This is a genomic window from Paenarthrobacter sp. PPS72 (assembly GCF_048537125.1).
GTDB lineage: Bacteria > Actinomycetota > Actinomycetes > Actinomycetales > Micrococcaceae > Arthrobacter > Arthrobacter nitroguajacolicus_E.
Map to the genome: position 1 here is coordinate 104,794 of NZ_JBLYIE010000005.1, position 16,165 is coordinate 120,958.

Here is a 16,165-nt window from a genome sequence, read left to right on the forward strand (position 1 = left end):
GGGGATCCCTTGAAGGAATCGGCCAAGAGCCGTGCAACGTTCATGCTGCTGGCGGGTCTTGCGCGCCCGTTGATGAACATCCTGATGGCCAAGAAGTGGGATGGCCTGGAGAACCTTCCACCCGGAGGCTTCATCGCAGTACCAAACCACTGCACCGAGATCGACCCCATCGTCATCGGACATATGGTGTACAACCAGAAGCGGCCACCGCACTTCCTCGCCAAGACGGGCCTCTTCAAAGTCCCCGTGCTTGGTGCCCTGCTGCATGCCACACGGCAGATTCCTGTTGAACGCTCGACGGCGGGAGCGAACCGCTCGCTTCACGTCGCCAAAGAGGTGGTGGATGCCGGAGGTGCCATCATCATTTATCCCGAGGGCACACTGACCCGCGACCCTGAATTGTGGCCGATGAAGGGCCACACCGGAGCGGCCAGGCTTGCCCTGCAGACTGGAGCGCCCGTGGTGCCCATGGCGCACTGGGGTGCCCAGGAGGTTTTCCCCCGGTATGCCAAGCGATTCCACATCTTCCCCCGCAAAACTGTCCGGGTGCTTATCGGGAAGCCAGTGGACCTCAGTGCGTTCAGTGACCGCCCGCTGGATCGCACCACATTGACTGCGGCCACTGAAGTCATCATGGACGCCATTACGGAACTCCTGGAAACTCTTCGAGGCGAAGAGGCCCCGGCTGAACGCTGGGATCCGGCCATCCACAAGCAGTCCAGGCACGGCCGCTTCATCCAGGGCGGTTCTCCTGATGCCCACGAAGGTGAGGACAGCAAATGACCGCAGTGGACAGCACCCTCAACACTCCGGACATTGTGGCTGTTTTGGGAGCCGGTTCATGGGGAACGACGTTTGCCAAGGTGCTGGCCGACGCCGCTGCAGCTACCGGATCAGAGCGCAGCATCCGGATCTGGGGACGTCGCGCTGAAGTCGTGGAGCAGATCAACTCTTTGCACCGAAACGAGCAGTACCTCAAAAACATTGAGCTTCCGCCGTCCGTCACAGCGTCCACGGATGTGGAAGAAGTGCTCAAGGATGCAAACCTGGTGGTCCTCGCTGTGCCGGCCCAGTCCCTGCGGCCGCAGCTCGGGGAGTGGAAGCCGTTGCTTACCCCGGACGCTGTGGTTGTGTCCCTGATGAAGGGCCTGGAACTGGGCACTGATGCCCGGATGAGCGAAGTCATTGCCCAGGAATTAGGTCTTCCCGCCTCCCGCGTTGCAGTGGTTTCGGGCCCCAACCTGGCCATGGAAATCGCCAGGGAGCAGCCAACGGCTTCGGTTGTCGCTTGCAGCGACGCAGACACTGCTGCTGCCATAGCGCTGTGCTGCACGGCGCCTTACTTCCGTCCATACACCAGCACTGATGTTGTAGGGGTGGAAATTGGTGGGATCGTTAAGAACGTGATTGCGCTTGCTGTGGGCATCTGCGAAGGCCGGCAGATGGGCGACAACACCAAGGCTTCCGTTATCACCCGCGGACTCGCCGAGACGTCCCGGCTTGCGCTGGCCCTTGGCGGAGAAGCCCACACCATGGCCGGGCTCGCCGGACTCGGCGATCTTGTTGCCACGTGCTCCTCAGCGCTCTCACGCAACCACACCGCCGGCAGGTTGCTCGGCGAAGGTCTAAGCCTTGAGCAAGTTGCCGAACAGATGACACAGACAGCAGAGGGCATCAAATCAGGCCCGGCTGTGCACGAGCTCGCCGGTAAGTTAAATGTTGAAATGCCCATTACGGCTGCCGTCGTGGCGGTGCTTGAAGGCAGAATGTCCGTTGATGACCTTGGGCCACGACTGTTGGCCCGGGCACTGAAGTCCGAAGGCGACTACTGATGGTGACTGACCAATCCACCCCCGCAACCGGCCGCCCCCGTGTAGCGATTCTTTTTGGTGGGCGCTCAAGCGAACATGCCGTCAGCTGCGTTACCGCGGCTGGAGTCATGGGAGCGATCGACAAGAACAAATACGAGGTCATACCCATTGGCATCGCCAAATCGGGGCAGTGGGTTCTCGCCGCTGGCGACACCAGCGAGTGGTCCTTGAGCTCTGCCGCGCTACCTGAGGTGGCGCCGTCGGGCAGGACCGTGACCTTGGCCGAAGTGGGCGGTGAGCATCAGCTCATCGTGACCGAACCCAATGCGGTTCCCCAGGAACTGGGTTCGGTGGACGTCGTCTTCCCGTTGCTTCATGGGCCATGGGGCGAAGACGGGACCATCCAGGGCCTCCTTGAGCTTTCAGACACGCGCTACGTCGGCGCCGGCGTGCTGGCTTCGGCCGTCGGGATGGACAAGCATTTCATGAAAGTCGTGTTTGAATCGGCAGGACTGAGCGTTGGCCCCTACGTCGCTGTCACCGACCGCGAATGGAGCACTGACGCTGAAGCTGTTCGGAAGCGGGTGGACAAGCTCGGATTCCCCGTGTTCGTCAAACCTGCCCGCGCAGGTTCGTCCATGGGTATCTCCAAGGTCGACGCCATGGAGGGACTGAACGCTGCTATCGAGGAAGCCCGCCGCCACGACCTGAAGCTGGTCATTGAAGCCGGCATCGTGGGCCGGGAAATCGAGTGTGCTGTCCTTCAGGGACGCGGCACGGATGCCCCCCGCACTTCAATGCCGGGCGAGATTGCGGTGGCAGCCGGAGAGCATCAGTTCTACGACTTTGCTGCCAAGTATGTTGAGGACGGGGCCGCTGCCCTGAGTTGCCCGGCTGACATGCCCGATGAGGCAATCGCGCGGGTACGTGAACTCGCTGCCGTCGCTTTCGACGCCGTGGGGGCGGAAGGCCTCAGCCGTGTCGATTTCTTCTACACCCCGGCCGGTGAGTTGATCATCAATGAGATCAATACCATGCCGGGCTTCACGCCAAAGAGCATGTACCCGCAGATGTGGGCCGCATCCGGCCTGTCTTACGGGGACTTGATCGACGAACTGATCCATCTTGCGCTGACCCGCAAGACCGGGTTGCGCTAGCCCGCGGCCTGCAGGACCGCCACTACTTGCCGGACGGCAGGTTCTGCAGGTCTTCCTGTCCCACGCACTTCCCGGTTGCCTTGATCTTGCCAACCGCGGCTGCCAGCTCGGTCAGGACAGTTGCTGAACTGATGTTGGCCGCCTCCAGTTTCACCGGATCGATCAGGATCTCGGTGGCCGGCTCGCGGCCGAACGTGGTCAGGGTGTAGACGGGGTCGCCTTCCTTGATGAGCCAGTCGATGTCATTGACGCTCACGCAGCGATCCGTGGTGGGGCCGGGGACGTTCACGCCGCATCGGAGAATGACCTGCGAGGGATCACCCCAAGCAGCTGTGGCCTGGCTGTTGGTTTTGCGGAGGGCTGCATCACCGATCTGGTCCGGCAGGGCCACCATCATTGGTGCGCAGGCAGGATTGGCGGCGTCGCCGGCGGCTGTGACGTCGACGGCAGCCGCGCAAGCCGACAAAGCGGCAACGGATACGGACGCCAGGGTGATGGTCAGAGCGGTCCGGCGAAGTGTCTTTCGATGCATTCATCCAGCCTATCCCGCAAGCGCTGACAGGCAGATTCGCATTGTCCCGGTCACATCACTGCAGCAACCCCCACGCGGAGCGCCGCAATATTCTGTCGGTGGATCGCGATAGCGTGGTGCAGTGTCACGAGAAGATTGTGGTGCAGTGTCGAGAGAAGAGTTGAGAGCAGTGCCCGCAGAACAATTGACCGTCCAAGACCTTTCGGAGTCCGAGCTCCTTGCCCGGATATTTCCGCGCCTGCACCATAGCCCCGGTGTCCTGCTGGGGCCCGGTGACGATGCCGCGCTGATCTCAGCGCCGGATGGCCGGACTCTGATCTCCATCGACACCCAAACCCAGGACCAGGACTTCAGGCTTGAGTGGCGAAATGGTTACCGGACCACAGGCTACGACGTCGGCTGGAAGGCTGCGGCGCAAAACCTCAGCGACATCAACGCCATGGGCGGCAGCGCCACAAGTCTGGTGGTAAGCCTCACCATGCCACCGGAAACGCCGGTCGAATGGGTTGAAGCGTTTGCCGATGGCCTCACTGCGGCAATTGTTGGCTTGGGCGCCCCGGATTGTTCGGTGGCCGGCGGAGACCTCGGACGGGGCCGCGAGCTGGCCGTGACCGTCGCCGTCGTCGGAACCCTTGGCGGTGCGGCACCGGTGCTGAGGTCCGGAGCCAGTCCCGGTGACGTCGTGGCAATTTCAGGGACTCTGGGAAGGGCAGCTGCCGGCTGGGCGCTGTTGGAAAGCGACATTCCCTTGGAGAGTCTCTCTCCTGAGTTGCGGAGCTTGGTGGACAACCAATGCCGGCCGTTGCCGCCGCTGGCTGCCGGACCTTTGGCTGCGCAGACGGGTGCTACGGCCATGTTGGATATTTCCGACGGCCTGCTGCGGGATGGCAGCCGCCTGGCCGGAGCCAGCAGCGTGGTCCTTGATTTCGATCCGGTGGCATTGAAGATTCACGCCCTCTCCTTGGAGCCAGCCGCTGCGTTGCTGGGTGAAGAAGCCATAAGGTGGGTGCTCGGCGGGGGAGAAGATCACGGTTTGCTTGCTACCTTCCCGGCAGGAATTCAGCTTCCGCAGGGCTTCACTGCGATAGGCTCGGTGCAAGCCGTTGTCGAGCCGCCAGGCAGTGGCGTCCGGATTGCCGGGCAAACTGCTGACACCGTTGGATGGGATCACTTTGCAGACTAAGATCGCCGCGAATGCGCACGCCATGAAACGTTGGCTCGGCAAGGCGGAGGTGGTCCTCGGCAACCACAGCGACCGCCTCAACGCGATCAACATTTTCCCTGTCGCGGATGGCGATACCGGAACCAACCTCTATCTGACCGTGCGGGCGGCAGTAGCTGCCCTGGGCGCACCCGGACCGGACACCACGGAGACAGGCAACGATGTCGGTGCCGTCCTGTCCCGCGCGGGGCAGGCAGCCATGGAGCAAGCACGCGGTAATTCGGGCACACTTTTTGCTGTGTTCCTATGCGCCGCGGCCGAACCTTTGGCCGGAAAGTCGCGCCTCAGCGCGCCCCTGCTTGCCGCTGCGCTGCACAGGGCGCAGATTCGGGCTTGGTCGGCCTTGAGCGAACCTGTGGCAGGCACCATGCTCTCGGTCCTGGAAGCAGCCGCCCATGCTGCACAAGCCGTAGATGCCTCCCAAAGCGGCGACGACAGCAACCATGCTTTGGGGCTCTCGCTTGACGCCGTGGTGGAGGCCGCCTATCAGGCCGTTGTCCGGACCGAAGATGAGCTCGCGCAGCTCCACGAGGCGCATGTAGTGGACGCAGGGGGGGTGGGCATGTTGTTGGTGTTGGACTGCCTCCGTGCTGCCGTCCTCGGCGAGGAACTCCAGGACGAGATGCTTGATGGCCTCCATGGCTACAAACTGCAGGATCCCCATATCCATGAACACATGCCGGCTGACGACGGCGTGGAAGTCATGTGTACCATCAGTCTCTCACCGCTGAATGCGGCCATCCTCCGGCAACGCCTGGACGAAATGGGTGATTCGGTCATCATGAGCCAAGTAGGCGGTACCCAGGGCGCCGATGATAACGACGACGAGTCGAGCGTGGAGATCAGCTACCGTTGGCGCGTCCATGTGCATGTCCCCGACCCTGAGCCGGCCGTCGCACTCATACGTTCGCTGGGAGAGCCGACGGATATCGCCGTAAGCCAGCTGGCGATACCCCGTGATAACGTGCAGGAGGCGGCCGCCCAGGACCTGGCCACCGAAGAACCGGCAGGCAGCGAAACCACCAGCATCAGCGAAGCCTCCAATGCCTCAGGCCAGTCACGGCATGAATACTGAATTGGACCTGCCCCTCGAACGCAGGATCGGCAAGCGCTCGGCGGCTGTCATTGACAAGCACTTGGGTCTCAAAACGGCCGGAGCTTTGCTGAACTACTTTCCCCGGAGGTACTTGAGCCGCGGTGAACTTACACCCATCAGCAATCTTCCGCTGGATGAAGAGGTCACGCTGATTGCCCGTGTGCTGTCCAACAGCACACGCCAAATGCGGGCCAGGCGAGGTTCGATCACCGACGTTGTGGTGACGGACGAAGCCGGCGGCAGCGGTGTTCCAGGAACTTTGAAGGTCAGTTTCTTTAACGGGTTCCGGGCGAAGGCCGAACTCCTGGCCGGCCGTCGGGCCATGTTCTCGGGAAAGGTGACCCGCTACGGCGGGACCCTGGGCTTAACCAACCCGGACTTCCTTCTTCTGGATGAGGACCCCGAAGCCGAGGGTTCCATGGATCCCGAAAAGCTCGCGGCCATGCCCATCCCTGTCTATCCGGCAACGGCCAAGCTGACCAGCTGGTCCATCCATAAAGTCATCACTGCCTTGCTCCAAACCATGGACCTGGACTCCTTGGAAGATCCGCTTCCGGAAAGCATCGTCCGCCGGGACGGGCTGCTGAGTGTGGCTGAGGCATACCGGCTTATCCATTCACCGGCGATTGCCAAGGATTGGCAACGCGCCCAGGAACGTTTCCGGTATCAGGAAGCTTTGGTGTTGCAGACGGCTTTGGCACGCAGACGAGCCCAGTTGGCTGCAGAGGAAGCCACTGCGCGACGTCCTCGCGTGGGCGGTTTGCTCAGTAAGTTTGACCAAAACCTGCCCTTTACGCTGACTGCCGGCCAATCCGCCGTCGGAAAGACGCTGGCTGAAGAACTCGGACGTGACACTCCCATGAATCGGCTGCTGCAGGGTGAAGTGGGCTCGGGCAAGACGATCGTCGCCCTGCGGGCCATGCTGCAGGTTGTGGACGCAGGTGGCCAGGCTGCGCTTTTGGCACCCACGGAGGTCCTCGCGGCCCAACATTTCCACTCCATCCGCAAGACGCTGGGGGAGCTGGCTCGTGATCACATCTTCGGCGGTGCCGGCATGCTTGGCGGTGACTCCGCCCAGGAAGCCGTGCAAGTCACGCTCCTGACTGGTTCCATGCCCACCGCTGCGCGGAAACAGGCAATGCTTGATGCGGCATCCGGAAATGCGGGAATCGTCATTGGCACGCATGCCTTGCTGAGCGACAAAACCACTTTCCAGGACCTCGGGTTGATTGTGGTGGATGAGCAGCACCGCTTTGGCGTGGAGCAGCGCGACGCCCTCCGTGCCAAAGCGCAGCGGCCCCCCCATTTGCTGGTTATGACAGCCACGCCGATTCCCCGCACGGTGGCCATGACGGTTTTCGGTGATCTTGAGACCTCCATCCTTGATGAGCTTCCGGCCGGGCGTGCACCGATCTCGACGCATGTGGTGGGGCTGGCCGAGAACCCCGGCTGGGTAGACCGCATTTGGAAGCGTTCACGCGAAGAAGTCGAGTCGGGCCATCAGGTATACGTTGTGTGCCCCAAGATCGGCTCCGACGACGACGGCGACTTCAGCCCGGGGGAAACGGAACCAAACGACGCCGATCTCGCGGACGAGGGCCCGGCGCGCGAGCTCGCCTCCGTGACCGCCGTCGTCGAAAGCCTTTTGGACGAGCCGGCACTGGCTGGCGTACCGGTGGCGCCGCTCCACGGGCGGCAGGATCCGCAGTTGAAGTCCGAGACAATGGCTTCCTTTGCGGCCAACAACACCAAAGTGCTGGTGTCGACTACCGTCATTGAAGTGGGCGTCGACGTCCACAACGCTACCCTCATGGTGATTCTCGACGCCGACCGTTTTGGGATCTCACAGCTTCACCAGCTGCGCGGACGGGTGGGTCGTGGAGGCCTGCCGGGCACTTGCCTTCTGGTGACCACACTGGAACCCGGCCACCCAAGTCGTCGCCGGCTTGATGCCGTTGCTTCAACGACGGACGGCTTTGAGCTGTCCCAGGAGGACTTGAAACTCCGCCGTGAAGGCGACATTCTGGGTGCTTCGCAGTCCGGTGGACGCTCCACCTTGAAGTTGCTCCGCGTCCTTGAGCATGAGGACATCATTGCCCGTGCACGTACTGACGCGCAGAGCCTGGTGTCGGAAGATCCTGGCCTACGGCATCAGCCGGCACTTGCCGCCGCGATTGATGAATATTTGAACCCGGAGAAGGAGGCGTTCCTTGAACGCGGTTAGAGGTCCACGGATGAGCGCGGCGGGAGAAGCCCTGTGAGTCGGATCATCGCAGGGGTTGGTGGCGGAAACCCGTTGACCAGCGTCCCCGGAACGGCCACGCGTCCCACTACGGACAGGGTCAAGGAAGCGCTGTTTTCCCGCTTGGAGTCCTTGGCAATCATTGACGATGCCCGGGTCCTGGACCTCTATGCAGGCTCTGGATCCCTGGGCATTGAGAGTGCCAGCCGAGGGGCCCGGACCGTGGATCTGGTGGAGTTTGATGCCAAGGCAAGCGATGTTTGCCAGCGGAATGCGGATCTGGTGAACCAACTCCTGGGCGGTAAGAGGGTCTCGGTTCATCGTTCCAAGGTGGAGTCATTCTTGGAGCGTGCGGGGGATGGGGATATGTGGGACCTGGTCTTCCTTGATCCGCCGTATCCTCTGGATGAGCCGGCTTTGAGCGCCGTGCTTGCAAGGTTGGTGCCGCATTTGGATGACGCAGCCGTAGTGGTGGTGGAGCGGAGTTCGCGGAGCCCTGAGCCTGCGTGGCCTGAGGCCTTGGAGTGTTTCGCCGATAAGAAGTACGGCGAGACCAGGCTGTGGTTCGCGGAGCCGGCGTAACAGGCCGTCCCGTTAGCCTGTAATCCTGTCCAAGTCCACGCCTGTGAGGACGGTGGCCGGGTGGGGGCCGCGCGACAGCATTTGCGCTGTCCATTCAGGAGCCCAGGGTTTGCATGTGCCTACCAGGACTATGTTGCCTGGGTAGCGGCCCGCAAACATTCCAGTTTCAGCGTAGGCCGCAACGTCAGGCATGGCCTGGCGCAGTGCAGCCACTTGGCTACGCACGAGCGTCAGCGCTGGTTCGTCGCCCACGTTTACGATCAACACTCCATTCGGGCGGAGCCGACGTGCTGCTTCCTCATAGAATTCCCGGCAGGCGATATGGGCAGGGGCCTCGGGTCCGGAGAAGATATCCAGAATCACGACGTCGAACATCGCCGCGGCGGGAAGCTCCGCCAATGCGTCGCGGGCATCGCCGATGAGGGTGGTCAACTTGGTGCCGTCAGGCATGGGCAGTTTTTGAAGTACGAAGTCCAACAGCTCACGCTCAAGCTCAACGGCATATTGTTCCGAGCCCGGACGGGTGGCTTGGATATAACGGGCAAGTGTGAGGGCGCCTGCGCCCAAATGCAGCGCATTGATGGGCTGCCGGGTTTCGGCAGCCAAGTCAACCACGTGCCCGATCCTGCGCAGGTATTCGTAGAAGATTTCCGAGGGATCGGCCAGGTTTACATGCGATTGCTCGGCTCCACCGATGCTGAGGATGAAACCACCCTCAACAAGGCTGTCCTCATAGATGGTGGCGTGCTGTCCCGTGGTTCGGAGGAAGCGTGAGGCTTGGTGTTGGCCGGAGCCCCGGGGGTTCAGAGCCGGTCCTTGAGAGTGGCGAGCCGTCCTGCGGCTTCTTCCAGGACTTCGGTCTTCTTGCAGAAGGCGAAACGCAGCAGGCTGCGGGTGCGCTCGGCCCCTTCCGGATGGCAAAACACCGGAACAGGGATGGCTGCCACTCCAACGAGCCCCGGGAGGCGTCTTGCGAGGTCAACGGAGTCGCCGATACCCAGCGGTGCTGTGTCCACGTTGATGAAGTAGGTGCCGCTCGGGTTGTAGACGCCGAAGCCGGCTGCACGCAGGCCTTCAGCGAGGATGTCGCGCTTGCGGCGGAGTGTGTCGGCAATGCCTGTATAGAAGTCATCGGGCAGGGCAAGGCCTACTGCGATGGCGCTCTGGAAGGGCGTGCCGGAACTGTAGGTCAGGAACTGCTTTACTGTGCGCACTGCGGCCACCAAATGCGCCGGCCCGCTGAGCCAGCCGATTTTCCAACCCGTGAAAGAGAACGTCTTTCCGGCGGAGGAAATGGTAACGGTTCGCTCGGCGGCGCCGGGCAGCGACGTAATTGGCAGGTGCCGTACGCCGAATGTGAGGTGCTCGTAGACCTCGTCACTGACGATGATGGCGCCATACTTTGCAGCAAGTTCCACAATCATGGTGAGGACCGGCTCCGGAAAGACGGAACCTGTGGGGTTGTGAGGGTTATTCAGTAGGACAACCTTGGTGCGGGAGCTGAACGAGTTTTCCAACGCCGCCAGGTCTGGAAGGAAGTCGGGGGCCAGCAAGGGAGCGGTCACATGCTTGGCTCCAGCCATGCCGATGATGGCCCCGTAGGAGTCGTAGAAGGGTTCGAAAGTCAGGACTTCGTCGCCGGGCTGGATGAAGGCGAGCAGCGTGGCTGCGATTGCTTCTGTTGCACCCGTTGTGACGAGGACTTCAGTGTCCGGATCCGGGTTCAGCCCGTAAAAGCGCTGCTGGTGTGCGGCAATGGCTTCCCTCAGCGCAGGAACTCCCTTGCCCGGCGCGTACTGGTTGGCGCCCGCTGCGATGGCGGACCGGGCTGCGGCTTTGATTTCCGTGGGGCCGTCCTCATCGGGAAACCCTTGGCCGAGGTTGATGGCGCCGGTGGACAATGCCAAGGTGGTCATTTCCTCGAATATTGTCACTCCCAGCGTTCCCTCGGGAGAGAGCAGGTTAGCTCCCATGGCGGCCCGCTGCCATGGCGTTGCGTTGGGACCCGCTGTAGTGCCGACGCTCATATCAAGGGAGGAACTGTTGCCTGCGGATGCCATGTCAGACATGGTATCCCGGCAAAGCCATGGGGTAGGTTCGTCTCATGAGACGCGCGGTATGCCCTGGATCCTTTGACCCTATCCACAATGGACATCTCGAAGTCATCGCCCGGGCCGCCGGGCTGTTCGACGAAGTCATCGTGGCCGTGTCCACCAACTACGCCAAGAAGTACAGGTTCAGCCTCGAGGACCGCATGGAGATGGCGCGGGAAACATTGGCTTCCTTGCGTGGCATTATCGTTGAGCCCATGGGTGAAGGGCTGCTGGCGGAGTACTGCCGCCACCGCGGCGTCTCGGCCATAGTCAAGGGTCTTCGTTCATCCTCGGATTTCGATTATGAGTTGCCGATGGCCACCATGAACCGCCAGCTGACCGGCGTCGAAACCGTCTTCCTGCCCGCAGAAGCACATTACCTGCATCTTTCCTCCACCTTGATCAAAGAGGTCAACATCCTGGGCGGCGATATCTCGGATTTCGTTCCTAAATCCGTGCTGAAACGGCTCCTCGCTGGCGAGCCCCCAGCGGAATCGCCTCGTAAGGGGTAGGCTTGATGGGTACCTTGCGCCTTCACGCAGAGTTCCCCAAGCTGAAACCACCGCACATTCATGCGCGCCCGGCGTCGGTTTGAGTCCTCAAGCGTGATCAGGCTAAGATGGTACGTCGGTCATATGTTCTACAGGAGTTCTCATTAAGCGAGATGCAAGTTCGCCCTTGGCGCTGGTAGTCAAGGACCTTGGACGCAGTCCAGGGACCATGCGGACACTCAACGAGCATGTACCTGCGCCAAGTGACCTTGGTGTGGCGCTCATTGGCGTAAAGGAAGGCTCGGATATCGAGCTGGATCTTCGACTTGAGGCCGTACACGAAGGAATTCTGGTATCCGGAACCGTAGTCGTCGAAGTAACCGGCGAGTGCGGTCGATGCCTGGATCCCCTTGCGTATGACCTTGAGGTCAATGTGCAAGAACTTTTCTTCTATGAAGGCGTTGAGCTTTCAGGCGAAGAAGACGATGAAGAGCAACGTCGAGTCGAGTACGATCTGATCGATCTTGAGCCGGTGTTGCGGGACGCAGTTGTCACTATGCTGCCGTTCCAGCCGGTGTGCCGGGAAGACTGCCAGGGCCTGTGTTCCGAATGCGGAGCGCGCCTGGAAGACGAGCCGGGGCACCACCACGAGGTCATTGACCCTCGCTGGGCTGCCCTAGCTGATCTGGCTAAGACTGACCGGCAAACCGATTAGTAAGTGTTCGTCTAAGAGAGAAATGAGATAGCCGTGGCTGTTCCCAAGCGGAAAATGTCTCGCGCAAATACACGCGCCCGCCGTGCCCAGTGGAAGGCAACTGCCCCCAACTTGGTCAAGACCATCGAAAACGGTCAGGTTACTTACAGCCTGCCGCACCAGGCAAAGGTCGTCACTGACTCTGCCGGCACCGCGCTGTTCCTTGAATACAAGGGCCGCAAGGTCGCAGACGCCTAATCTGCCGTACAGGCTGACTAAGGATGTCTTCAACTGAAGAGCTTCTGAAGCGTCTCGGTGTCTCGATTGACACCGAGACGCTTCGTCTTGCTCTGACACATCGCTCATATGCGTATGAGAACGGCGGGATTCCCACCAACGAGCGCCTCGAGTTCCTCGGCGACTCCATCCTGGGATTTTCCGTGACCGATTCTCTTTACCGTGAGAACCCCTCGCTGCCGGAAGGCGAGCTCGCCAAGCGACGCTCCGCCGTCGTCAGCACGCGCGCCTTGGCCGGAATTGGCCGTGAGATCGGCGTGGGCGAGTTCATCTATCTCGGGCAAGGCGAGAAGCTGACTGACGGCAAGAATAAGGCCTCCATTCTGGCTGACACCATGGAGGCTCTGATCGGAGCCACGTATCTCTCGAACGATATCGAGACGGCTCGCCAACTGGTCATGCGCCTGGTGGGCCCGCTCCTCAAGGATGCCGGGGCGTTGGGGGCAGGAACTGACTGGAAAACGAGCATTCAGGAACTCACGGCGAGCCGACAATTGGGTGCCATTCACTATGCGGTTGAAGGCTCGGGGCCGGACCACGCCCGGACGTTCGAGGCTGTGCTGAACATCGGCGGAACTCCCTACGGCAGGGGCTCCGGCCATTCCAAGAAAGAAGCAGAACAGGAAGCCGCCGCTGATGCCTGGCGTGCTCTGACTGCCTTGGATCCCACTACTGCCGGTCCTGCTTCATCCTGAGCCCACATGCCTGAACTTCCCGAAGTAGAGGTAGTCCGCCGCGGCTTGGCCCGTTGGGTCCGCGGCCGAACCATCACCGGCGTGGACGTCCTCGATCCGCGCTCCATCCGACGACACACACTTGGAACCGAAGACTTCATCGGAAATCTTGAACAGGCCACAGTGATGGACGTCGTACGGCGAGGGAAATTCCTCTGGATGCCCCTATCGATGTCCAGCTCGCCCGAAGCCGGGTCCGGAACTTCACCTGAAACTGAGTCTGGTGAAGCTCTCCCGAAGGTGGCGCTGATGGCGCATCTGGGAATGAGCGGCCAGCTCCTGATGCAGGATCCTGAAGTACCTGATGAGAAGCACCTCAAAGTCAGAATCAGGCTCAGTTCCGTGGACGGGATGCCTGAGCAGCTCCGGTTCGTGGACCAAAGAATCTTTGGCGGCCTGTTCGTGACATCGCTGGTGCAAACTCCAGATGGAGGCCCTGGGGGCTTGGGCGAAGCACCTTTGCCCGAAATTGCTGAAGAAGCGTCCCATATTGCCAGGGATCCGCTTGACCCCTATTTCTCGTTCGACACGTTCTACCGGAAGGTCAAGGGCCGTAAGACAGGCCTCAAACGGGCGCTGTTGGACCAGTCGGTGATTTCCGGTATAGGCAACATCTACGCGGACGAAGCCTTATGGCGTGCCCGCCTCCACTACGCCAAGGCTACAGACACACTTCGCCGAGCGGATGCTGAGCGGTTGGTCGGGGCTGTGAAAGACGTCATGAATGCCGCCCTTGCCGCGGGAGGCACGAGTTTCGACTCCCTCTATGTCAATGTAAATGGCGATTCCGGGTACTTCGCACGGTCGCTCAATGCCTATGGCCGTGCCGGGGAACCATGCGGACGCTGTGAGGCTGTGGGCCTGCACAGCATCATGAAACGGGAACAGTTCATGAACCGTTCTTCCTATACCTGCCCAGTGTGCCAACCGCGCCCGCGGAATGGACGTTGGTAGTTCCAAAACTGTTCCGGAATCGGGGTCGCAATGGCAGACTGTCCCCATGAACAGCTTGGCGGTTCGAATCGCCATCGCAAGGATCAACGCCACCACAATGCGGGTGGCGTCAGTTCTATCCGCCGGCGTTGGCCTACAGGCCAGTCAATTCATCAAGCCCATCACGCCGGGTAAGCCATGATGGCGCGGCGCTTGGTCATTGCGGGCATTTGCCTTGCTGTGCTGATCGCCGCCGTCGCCATCATTCTGGACCAAATGGCAGGGAAACCCGGTCCTTCGGTTGCCCAGAGCCCATCCTCTTCCGCCCCAAGTGCTGCTGGCTCCAACCCCACTGCTGCAGTGACAGTCCCGGGCAGTGCAGGGGCGCCAGCCGTCAATCCTCCGTCCGGCAGCCCGACGTCGGGCGCCGAAGGCAGCGGCAATGGGGACAGCAGCGCAGGCAACAACGGCGAGGGCGACGGTGGCCCGTCCACAGCCAAACCGCTCGAGGTCCTGCCGCCGGTAGCTGCCACCCCTACAGGATTGCCTGAGCCCTCTGCCCCGGCGCCATTGATCAGCACCTTGCCTGAACCGGGCCGCGCAACCGGTGAAGTGGTGGAGGGTTGGCCCGCCGGCGTTCTGACCTTGCCCGAAGGAACAACCATCGGCTCAACGTCAGTGTCGACCTCTGGTGATGTCCTCCAGGTGGCTGCTGATGGCATCGTTTCCAAGTCACAGGCCGACGTGTTGGCGTTCTTCCGCCAGTCGATGGTGTCCCACGGATTCTGGTCCGAGGCGGCGCCGGCTGCGGATGGGGCCCTGGCCGAACGATTTGTTCGAGGCACAGACACGATAACGGTTTCGGTCTCGACGACAGGTACAGGCAACTCACGATTCCAGCTTTTGGGCAGCCTGCACACGGCGGCGGACTAGGGGGCAGTGATGTACATTTCACTCTCGGACCGAGGCAAACGGGACAAGCCGGAGGGAACACGAACGGCACTATCGAGCGAAGTGCCGTTCCGTTTGTCTCCAGTCATTCTCTGGTTGGGCATCGTGAGCATGGTGACCGATGTTTCCTCGGAATCGGTCACCGCGATCCTCCCGTTATACGTGACGGGATTCCTGGGCCTGTCCACCATTGCCTTCGGATTCATCGACGGCATCAACCAAGGCGCCAGTGCGATTGTCAGGATCGCTGCCGGTTGGGCTGCCGATCGCAGCGGACACCCAAAACGAATTGCTTTGGCCGGTTACGGCTTGTCCATGCTCGCCAGGATCGGGTTCCTTTTCGCAGGCGGGTTCTGGGCAATTGCTGCGATTGTTACCGGTGACAGGATCGGCAAGGGAATCCGCACGGCACCGCGGGACGCCCTCATTTCTGTGTCAGCGCAGCCAGAACATTTGGCTCGTTCCTTTGGCGTGCACAGGATGTTGGACAATATCGGCGCGGCAGCCGGGCCGATGATCGCCTTCTTCGTGTTGTTGATGATTCCCAACGGTTTCAGCACAGTGTTCGTAGTGTCACTGGCATTCGCTGTGATCGGTGTTGCCGTCCTCGCCCTGGTGGTGCCTGATGCCAGGGCGCATGGTCTTAAGGACGCTGAGGAACGTGAGGGTCGGCGCCTCTTCGCCTTTTCCTGGTCCCACCTTAGGGAACCGGGGCTGGGCAGGCTGCTGATTGCCGCGGGATTGCTGGGCTTGGTCACCATTGGTGACGGCTTCATCTATCTGGTGCTGCAAGCGCGGGATTCTTTCGCGGTGCAATGGTTTCCGCTGTTGTTCGTAGGTACGAACGTCGTGTTCCTCGCGTTTGCCATCCCGCTTGGACGGTTCGCGGACCGGGTGGGAAAAATCCCCGTTTTCGTGGGCGGGCACATCGCATTGCTTACAACGTACCTTCTTGCGGCGGCACCTTTCGGGGGGCTCTGGGCGACTGTGGGTTGCCTGATCCTCCTTGGGGTGTTCTACGCAGCCACCGACGGCGTCCTGGCCGCCTTGGCCAGCCAACTGACACCGGCGGGGAAGCTCGCCACAGGTATCGCCTCTGCACAGACAGTAGTGGCACTCACCCGAATGATGGCGTCAGCAGGTTTTGGTGTCCTTTGGTACGCAGTTGGTGCCCCTACGGCCATGGTGGTGGCGGGAGGATTGCTCGCTTGCGCTGTTGTGGCTGTCGCCTTCATCCTGCGTGGCGCCCGGGTTGCATAGGCACGGGGCGCGACTGACTGGAATGATGCGGGCAGCGTGTCATGAGCGCCGCTCCGGACACCTGACGGCG

Annotated in this window: 18 protein-coding genes; 15 read left to right on the forward strand and 3 right to left on the reverse strand. The window is 61.4% G+C overall.

Annotated features, from left to right (window positions below):
- Positions 1-9: 9 nt before the first annotated feature.
- Genes ACLRGI_RS03280 through ACLRGI_RS03290 form a run of 3 tightly spaced genes read left to right on the forward strand, consistent with a single transcriptional unit; the run spans position 10 to position 2,968 of the window.
- A complete protein-coding gene (locus ACLRGI_RS03280) occupies positions 10-783 on the forward strand; it encodes a lysophospholipid acyltransferase family protein (protein ID WP_419200285.1) in 774 nt (257 codons plus the stop codon).
- Entirely contained in the window at positions 780-1,832 is a 1,053-nt protein-coding gene (locus ACLRGI_RS03285; RefSeq protein ID WP_419200286.1) for an NAD(P)H-dependent glycerol-3-phosphate dehydrogenase, read from the forward strand. Before ACLRGI_RS03280 ends, ACLRGI_RS03285 begins: the two co-directional genes overlap by 4 nt.
- On the forward strand, positions 1,832-2,968 hold the full coding sequence (locus tag ACLRGI_RS03290; RefSeq protein WP_419200287.1) for a D-alanine--D-alanine ligase family protein: 1,137 nt from the start codon (positions 1,832-1,834) through the stop codon (positions 2,966-2,968). The genes ACLRGI_RS03285 and ACLRGI_RS03290 overlap by 1 nt, the downstream gene beginning before the upstream one ends.
- A gap of 22 nt (positions 2,969-2,990) precedes the next feature.
- Here ACLRGI_RS03290 and ACLRGI_RS03295 read toward each other — a convergent pair whose 3' ends face one another.
- Positions 2,991-3,500, reverse strand: coding sequence for a DUF3515 domain-containing protein (locus ACLRGI_RS03295; protein WP_419200288.1), 510 nt, complete (start codon positions 3,498-3,500; stop codon positions 2,991-2,993).
- A 169-nt stretch (positions 3,501-3,669) separates the two neighbouring features.
- Between ACLRGI_RS03295 and thiL the strand changes: the two genes are divergently transcribed.
- From thiL to rsmD, 4 genes are read left to right on the forward strand one after another with little or no spacing between them, the layout of a single operon-like run.
- Entirely contained in the window at positions 3,670-4,683 is a 1,014-nt protein-coding gene (thiL, locus tag ACLRGI_RS03300; protein ID WP_419200289.1) for a thiamine-phosphate kinase, read from the forward strand.
- 22 nt (positions 4,684-4,705) lie between these two features.
- Positions 4,706-5,797, forward strand: coding sequence for a DAK2 domain-containing protein (locus ACLRGI_RS03305; protein ID WP_419200290.1), 1,092 nt, complete (start codon positions 4,706-4,708; stop codon positions 5,795-5,797).
- Positions 5,787-8,042 carry an ATP-dependent DNA helicase RecG gene (locus ACLRGI_RS03310; RefSeq protein ID WP_419200291.1) on the forward strand — a complete coding sequence of 752 codons (2,256 nt, stop codon included), beginning with the start codon at positions 5,787-5,789 and terminating at the stop codon, positions 8,040-8,042. Before ACLRGI_RS03305 ends, ACLRGI_RS03310 begins: the two co-directional genes overlap by 11 nt.
- Before the next feature lie 33 nt (positions 8,043-8,075).
- The gene (rsmD, locus tag ACLRGI_RS03315) at positions 8,076-8,642 is read left to right on the forward strand and encodes a 16S rRNA (guanine(966)-N(2))-methyltransferase RsmD (protein WP_419200292.1); all 567 of its coding nucleotides are present in this window, start codon (positions 8,076-8,078) and stop codon (positions 8,640-8,642) included.
- A 12-nt stretch (positions 8,643-8,654) separates the two neighbouring features.
- Here the strand turns inward: rsmD and ACLRGI_RS03320 are convergent, their stop codons facing one another.
- Positions 8,655-9,449, reverse strand: a complete 795-nt coding sequence (locus ACLRGI_RS03320; protein ID WP_503409097.1) for a fused MFS/spermidine synthase — start codon at positions 9,447-9,449, stop codon at positions 8,655-8,657.
- Positions 9,446-10,669 carry an aminotransferase class I/II-fold pyridoxal phosphate-dependent enzyme gene (locus ACLRGI_RS03330; RefSeq protein WP_419200327.1) on the reverse strand — a complete coding sequence of 408 codons (1,224 nt, stop codon included), beginning with the start codon at positions 10,667-10,669 and terminating at the stop codon, positions 9,446-9,448. Before ACLRGI_RS03330 ends, ACLRGI_RS03320 begins: the two co-directional genes overlap by 4 nt.
- 77 nt (positions 10,670-10,746) lie before the next feature.
- On the opposite strand from ACLRGI_RS03330, the gene coaD reads away from it, so the two are divergent.
- The 8 genes from coaD (at position 10,747) to ACLRGI_RS03370 (ending at position 16,095) form a co-directional block, all read left to right on the forward strand.
- Positions 10,747-11,247: a pantetheine-phosphate adenylyltransferase gene (coaD, locus tag ACLRGI_RS03335; protein WP_419200293.1), complete on the forward strand. Its 501-nt coding sequence runs from the start codon at positions 10,747-10,749 to the stop codon at positions 11,245-11,247.
- Positions 11,248-11,413: 166 nt separating this feature from the next.
- The gene (locus tag ACLRGI_RS03340; RefSeq protein WP_017199628.1) at positions 11,414-11,941 is read left to right on the forward strand and encodes a YceD family protein; all 528 of its coding nucleotides are present in this window, start codon (positions 11,414-11,416) and stop codon (positions 11,939-11,941) included.
- A 33-nt stretch (positions 11,942-11,974) separates the two neighbouring features.
- The gene (gene rpmF, locus ACLRGI_RS03345) at positions 11,975-12,178 is read left to right on the forward strand and encodes a 50S ribosomal protein L32 (RefSeq protein WP_011775139.1); all 204 of its coding nucleotides are present in this window, start codon (positions 11,975-11,977) and stop codon (positions 12,176-12,178) included.
- 23 nt (positions 12,179-12,201) lie between these two features.
- Complete coding sequence (rnc, locus tag ACLRGI_RS03350) at positions 12,202-12,912, forward strand: ribonuclease III (protein ID WP_159733907.1); 711 nt, start codon at positions 12,202-12,204, stop codon at positions 12,910-12,912.
- 6 nt (positions 12,913-12,918) lie between these two features.
- Positions 12,919-13,905, forward strand: coding sequence for a bifunctional DNA-formamidopyrimidine glycosylase/DNA-(apurinic or apyrimidinic site) lyase (gene mutM / locus ACLRGI_RS03355; RefSeq protein ID WP_419200294.1), 987 nt, complete (start codon positions 12,919-12,921; stop codon positions 13,903-13,905).
- 46 nt (positions 13,906-13,951) lie between these two features.
- Entirely contained in the window at positions 13,952-14,086 is a 135-nt protein-coding gene (locus ACLRGI_RS03360; protein ID WP_419200295.1) for a hypothetical protein, read from the forward strand.
- On the forward strand, positions 14,083-14,817 hold the full coding sequence (locus ACLRGI_RS03365; protein WP_419200296.1) for a hypothetical protein: 735 nt from the start codon (positions 14,083-14,085) through the stop codon (positions 14,815-14,817). The genes ACLRGI_RS03360 and ACLRGI_RS03365 overlap by 4 nt, the downstream gene beginning before the upstream one ends.
- Before the next feature lie 81 nt (positions 14,818-14,898).
- Positions 14,899-16,095, forward strand: coding sequence for an MFS transporter (locus ACLRGI_RS03370; RefSeq protein ID WP_419200328.1), 1,197 nt, complete (start codon positions 14,899-14,901; stop codon positions 16,093-16,095).
- The last annotated feature ends 70 nt before the right edge of the window (positions 16,096-16,165 follow it).

Coding starts and splice junctions, on each gene's coding strand:
- ACLRGI_RS03365 (WP_419200296.1), top strand. CDS start 14,083: ATGATGGCGCGGCGCTTGGTCATTGCGGGCATTTGCCTTGCTGTGCTG.
- ACLRGI_RS03330 (WP_419200327.1), bottom strand. CDS start 10,669: ATGAGCGTCGGCACTACAGCGGGTCCCAACGCAACGCCATGGCAGCGG.
- ACLRGI_RS03290 (WP_419200287.1), top strand. CDS start 1,832: ATGGTGACTGACCAATCCACCCCCGCAACCGGCCGCCCCCGTGTAGCG.
- ACLRGI_RS03310 (WP_419200291.1), top strand. CDS start 5,787: ATGAATACTGAATTGGACCTGCCCCTCGAACGCAGGATCGGCAAGCGC.
- ACLRGI_RS03305 (WP_419200290.1), top strand. CDS start 4,706: ATGAAACGTTGGCTCGGCAAGGCGGAGGTGGTCCTCGGCAACCACAGC.
- rnc (WP_159733907.1), top strand. CDS start 12,202: ATGTCTTCAACTGAAGAGCTTCTGAAGCGTCTCGGTGTCTCGATTGAC.
- mutM (WP_419200294.1), top strand. CDS start 12,919: ATGCCTGAACTTCCCGAAGTAGAGGTAGTCCGCCGCGGCTTGGCCCGT.
- coaD (WP_419200293.1), top strand. CDS start 10,747: ATGAGACGCGCGGTATGCCCTGGATCCTTTGACCCTATCCACAATGGA.
- ACLRGI_RS03360 (WP_419200295.1), top strand. CDS start 13,952: ATGAACAGCTTGGCGGTTCGAATCGCCATCGCAAGGATCAACGCCACC.
- ACLRGI_RS03295 (WP_419200288.1), bottom strand. CDS start 3,500: ATGCATCGAAAGACACTTCGCCGGACCGCTCTGACCATCACCCTGGCG.
- ACLRGI_RS03285 (WP_419200286.1), top strand. CDS start 780: ATGACCGCAGTGGACAGCACCCTCAACACTCCGGACATTGTGGCTGTT.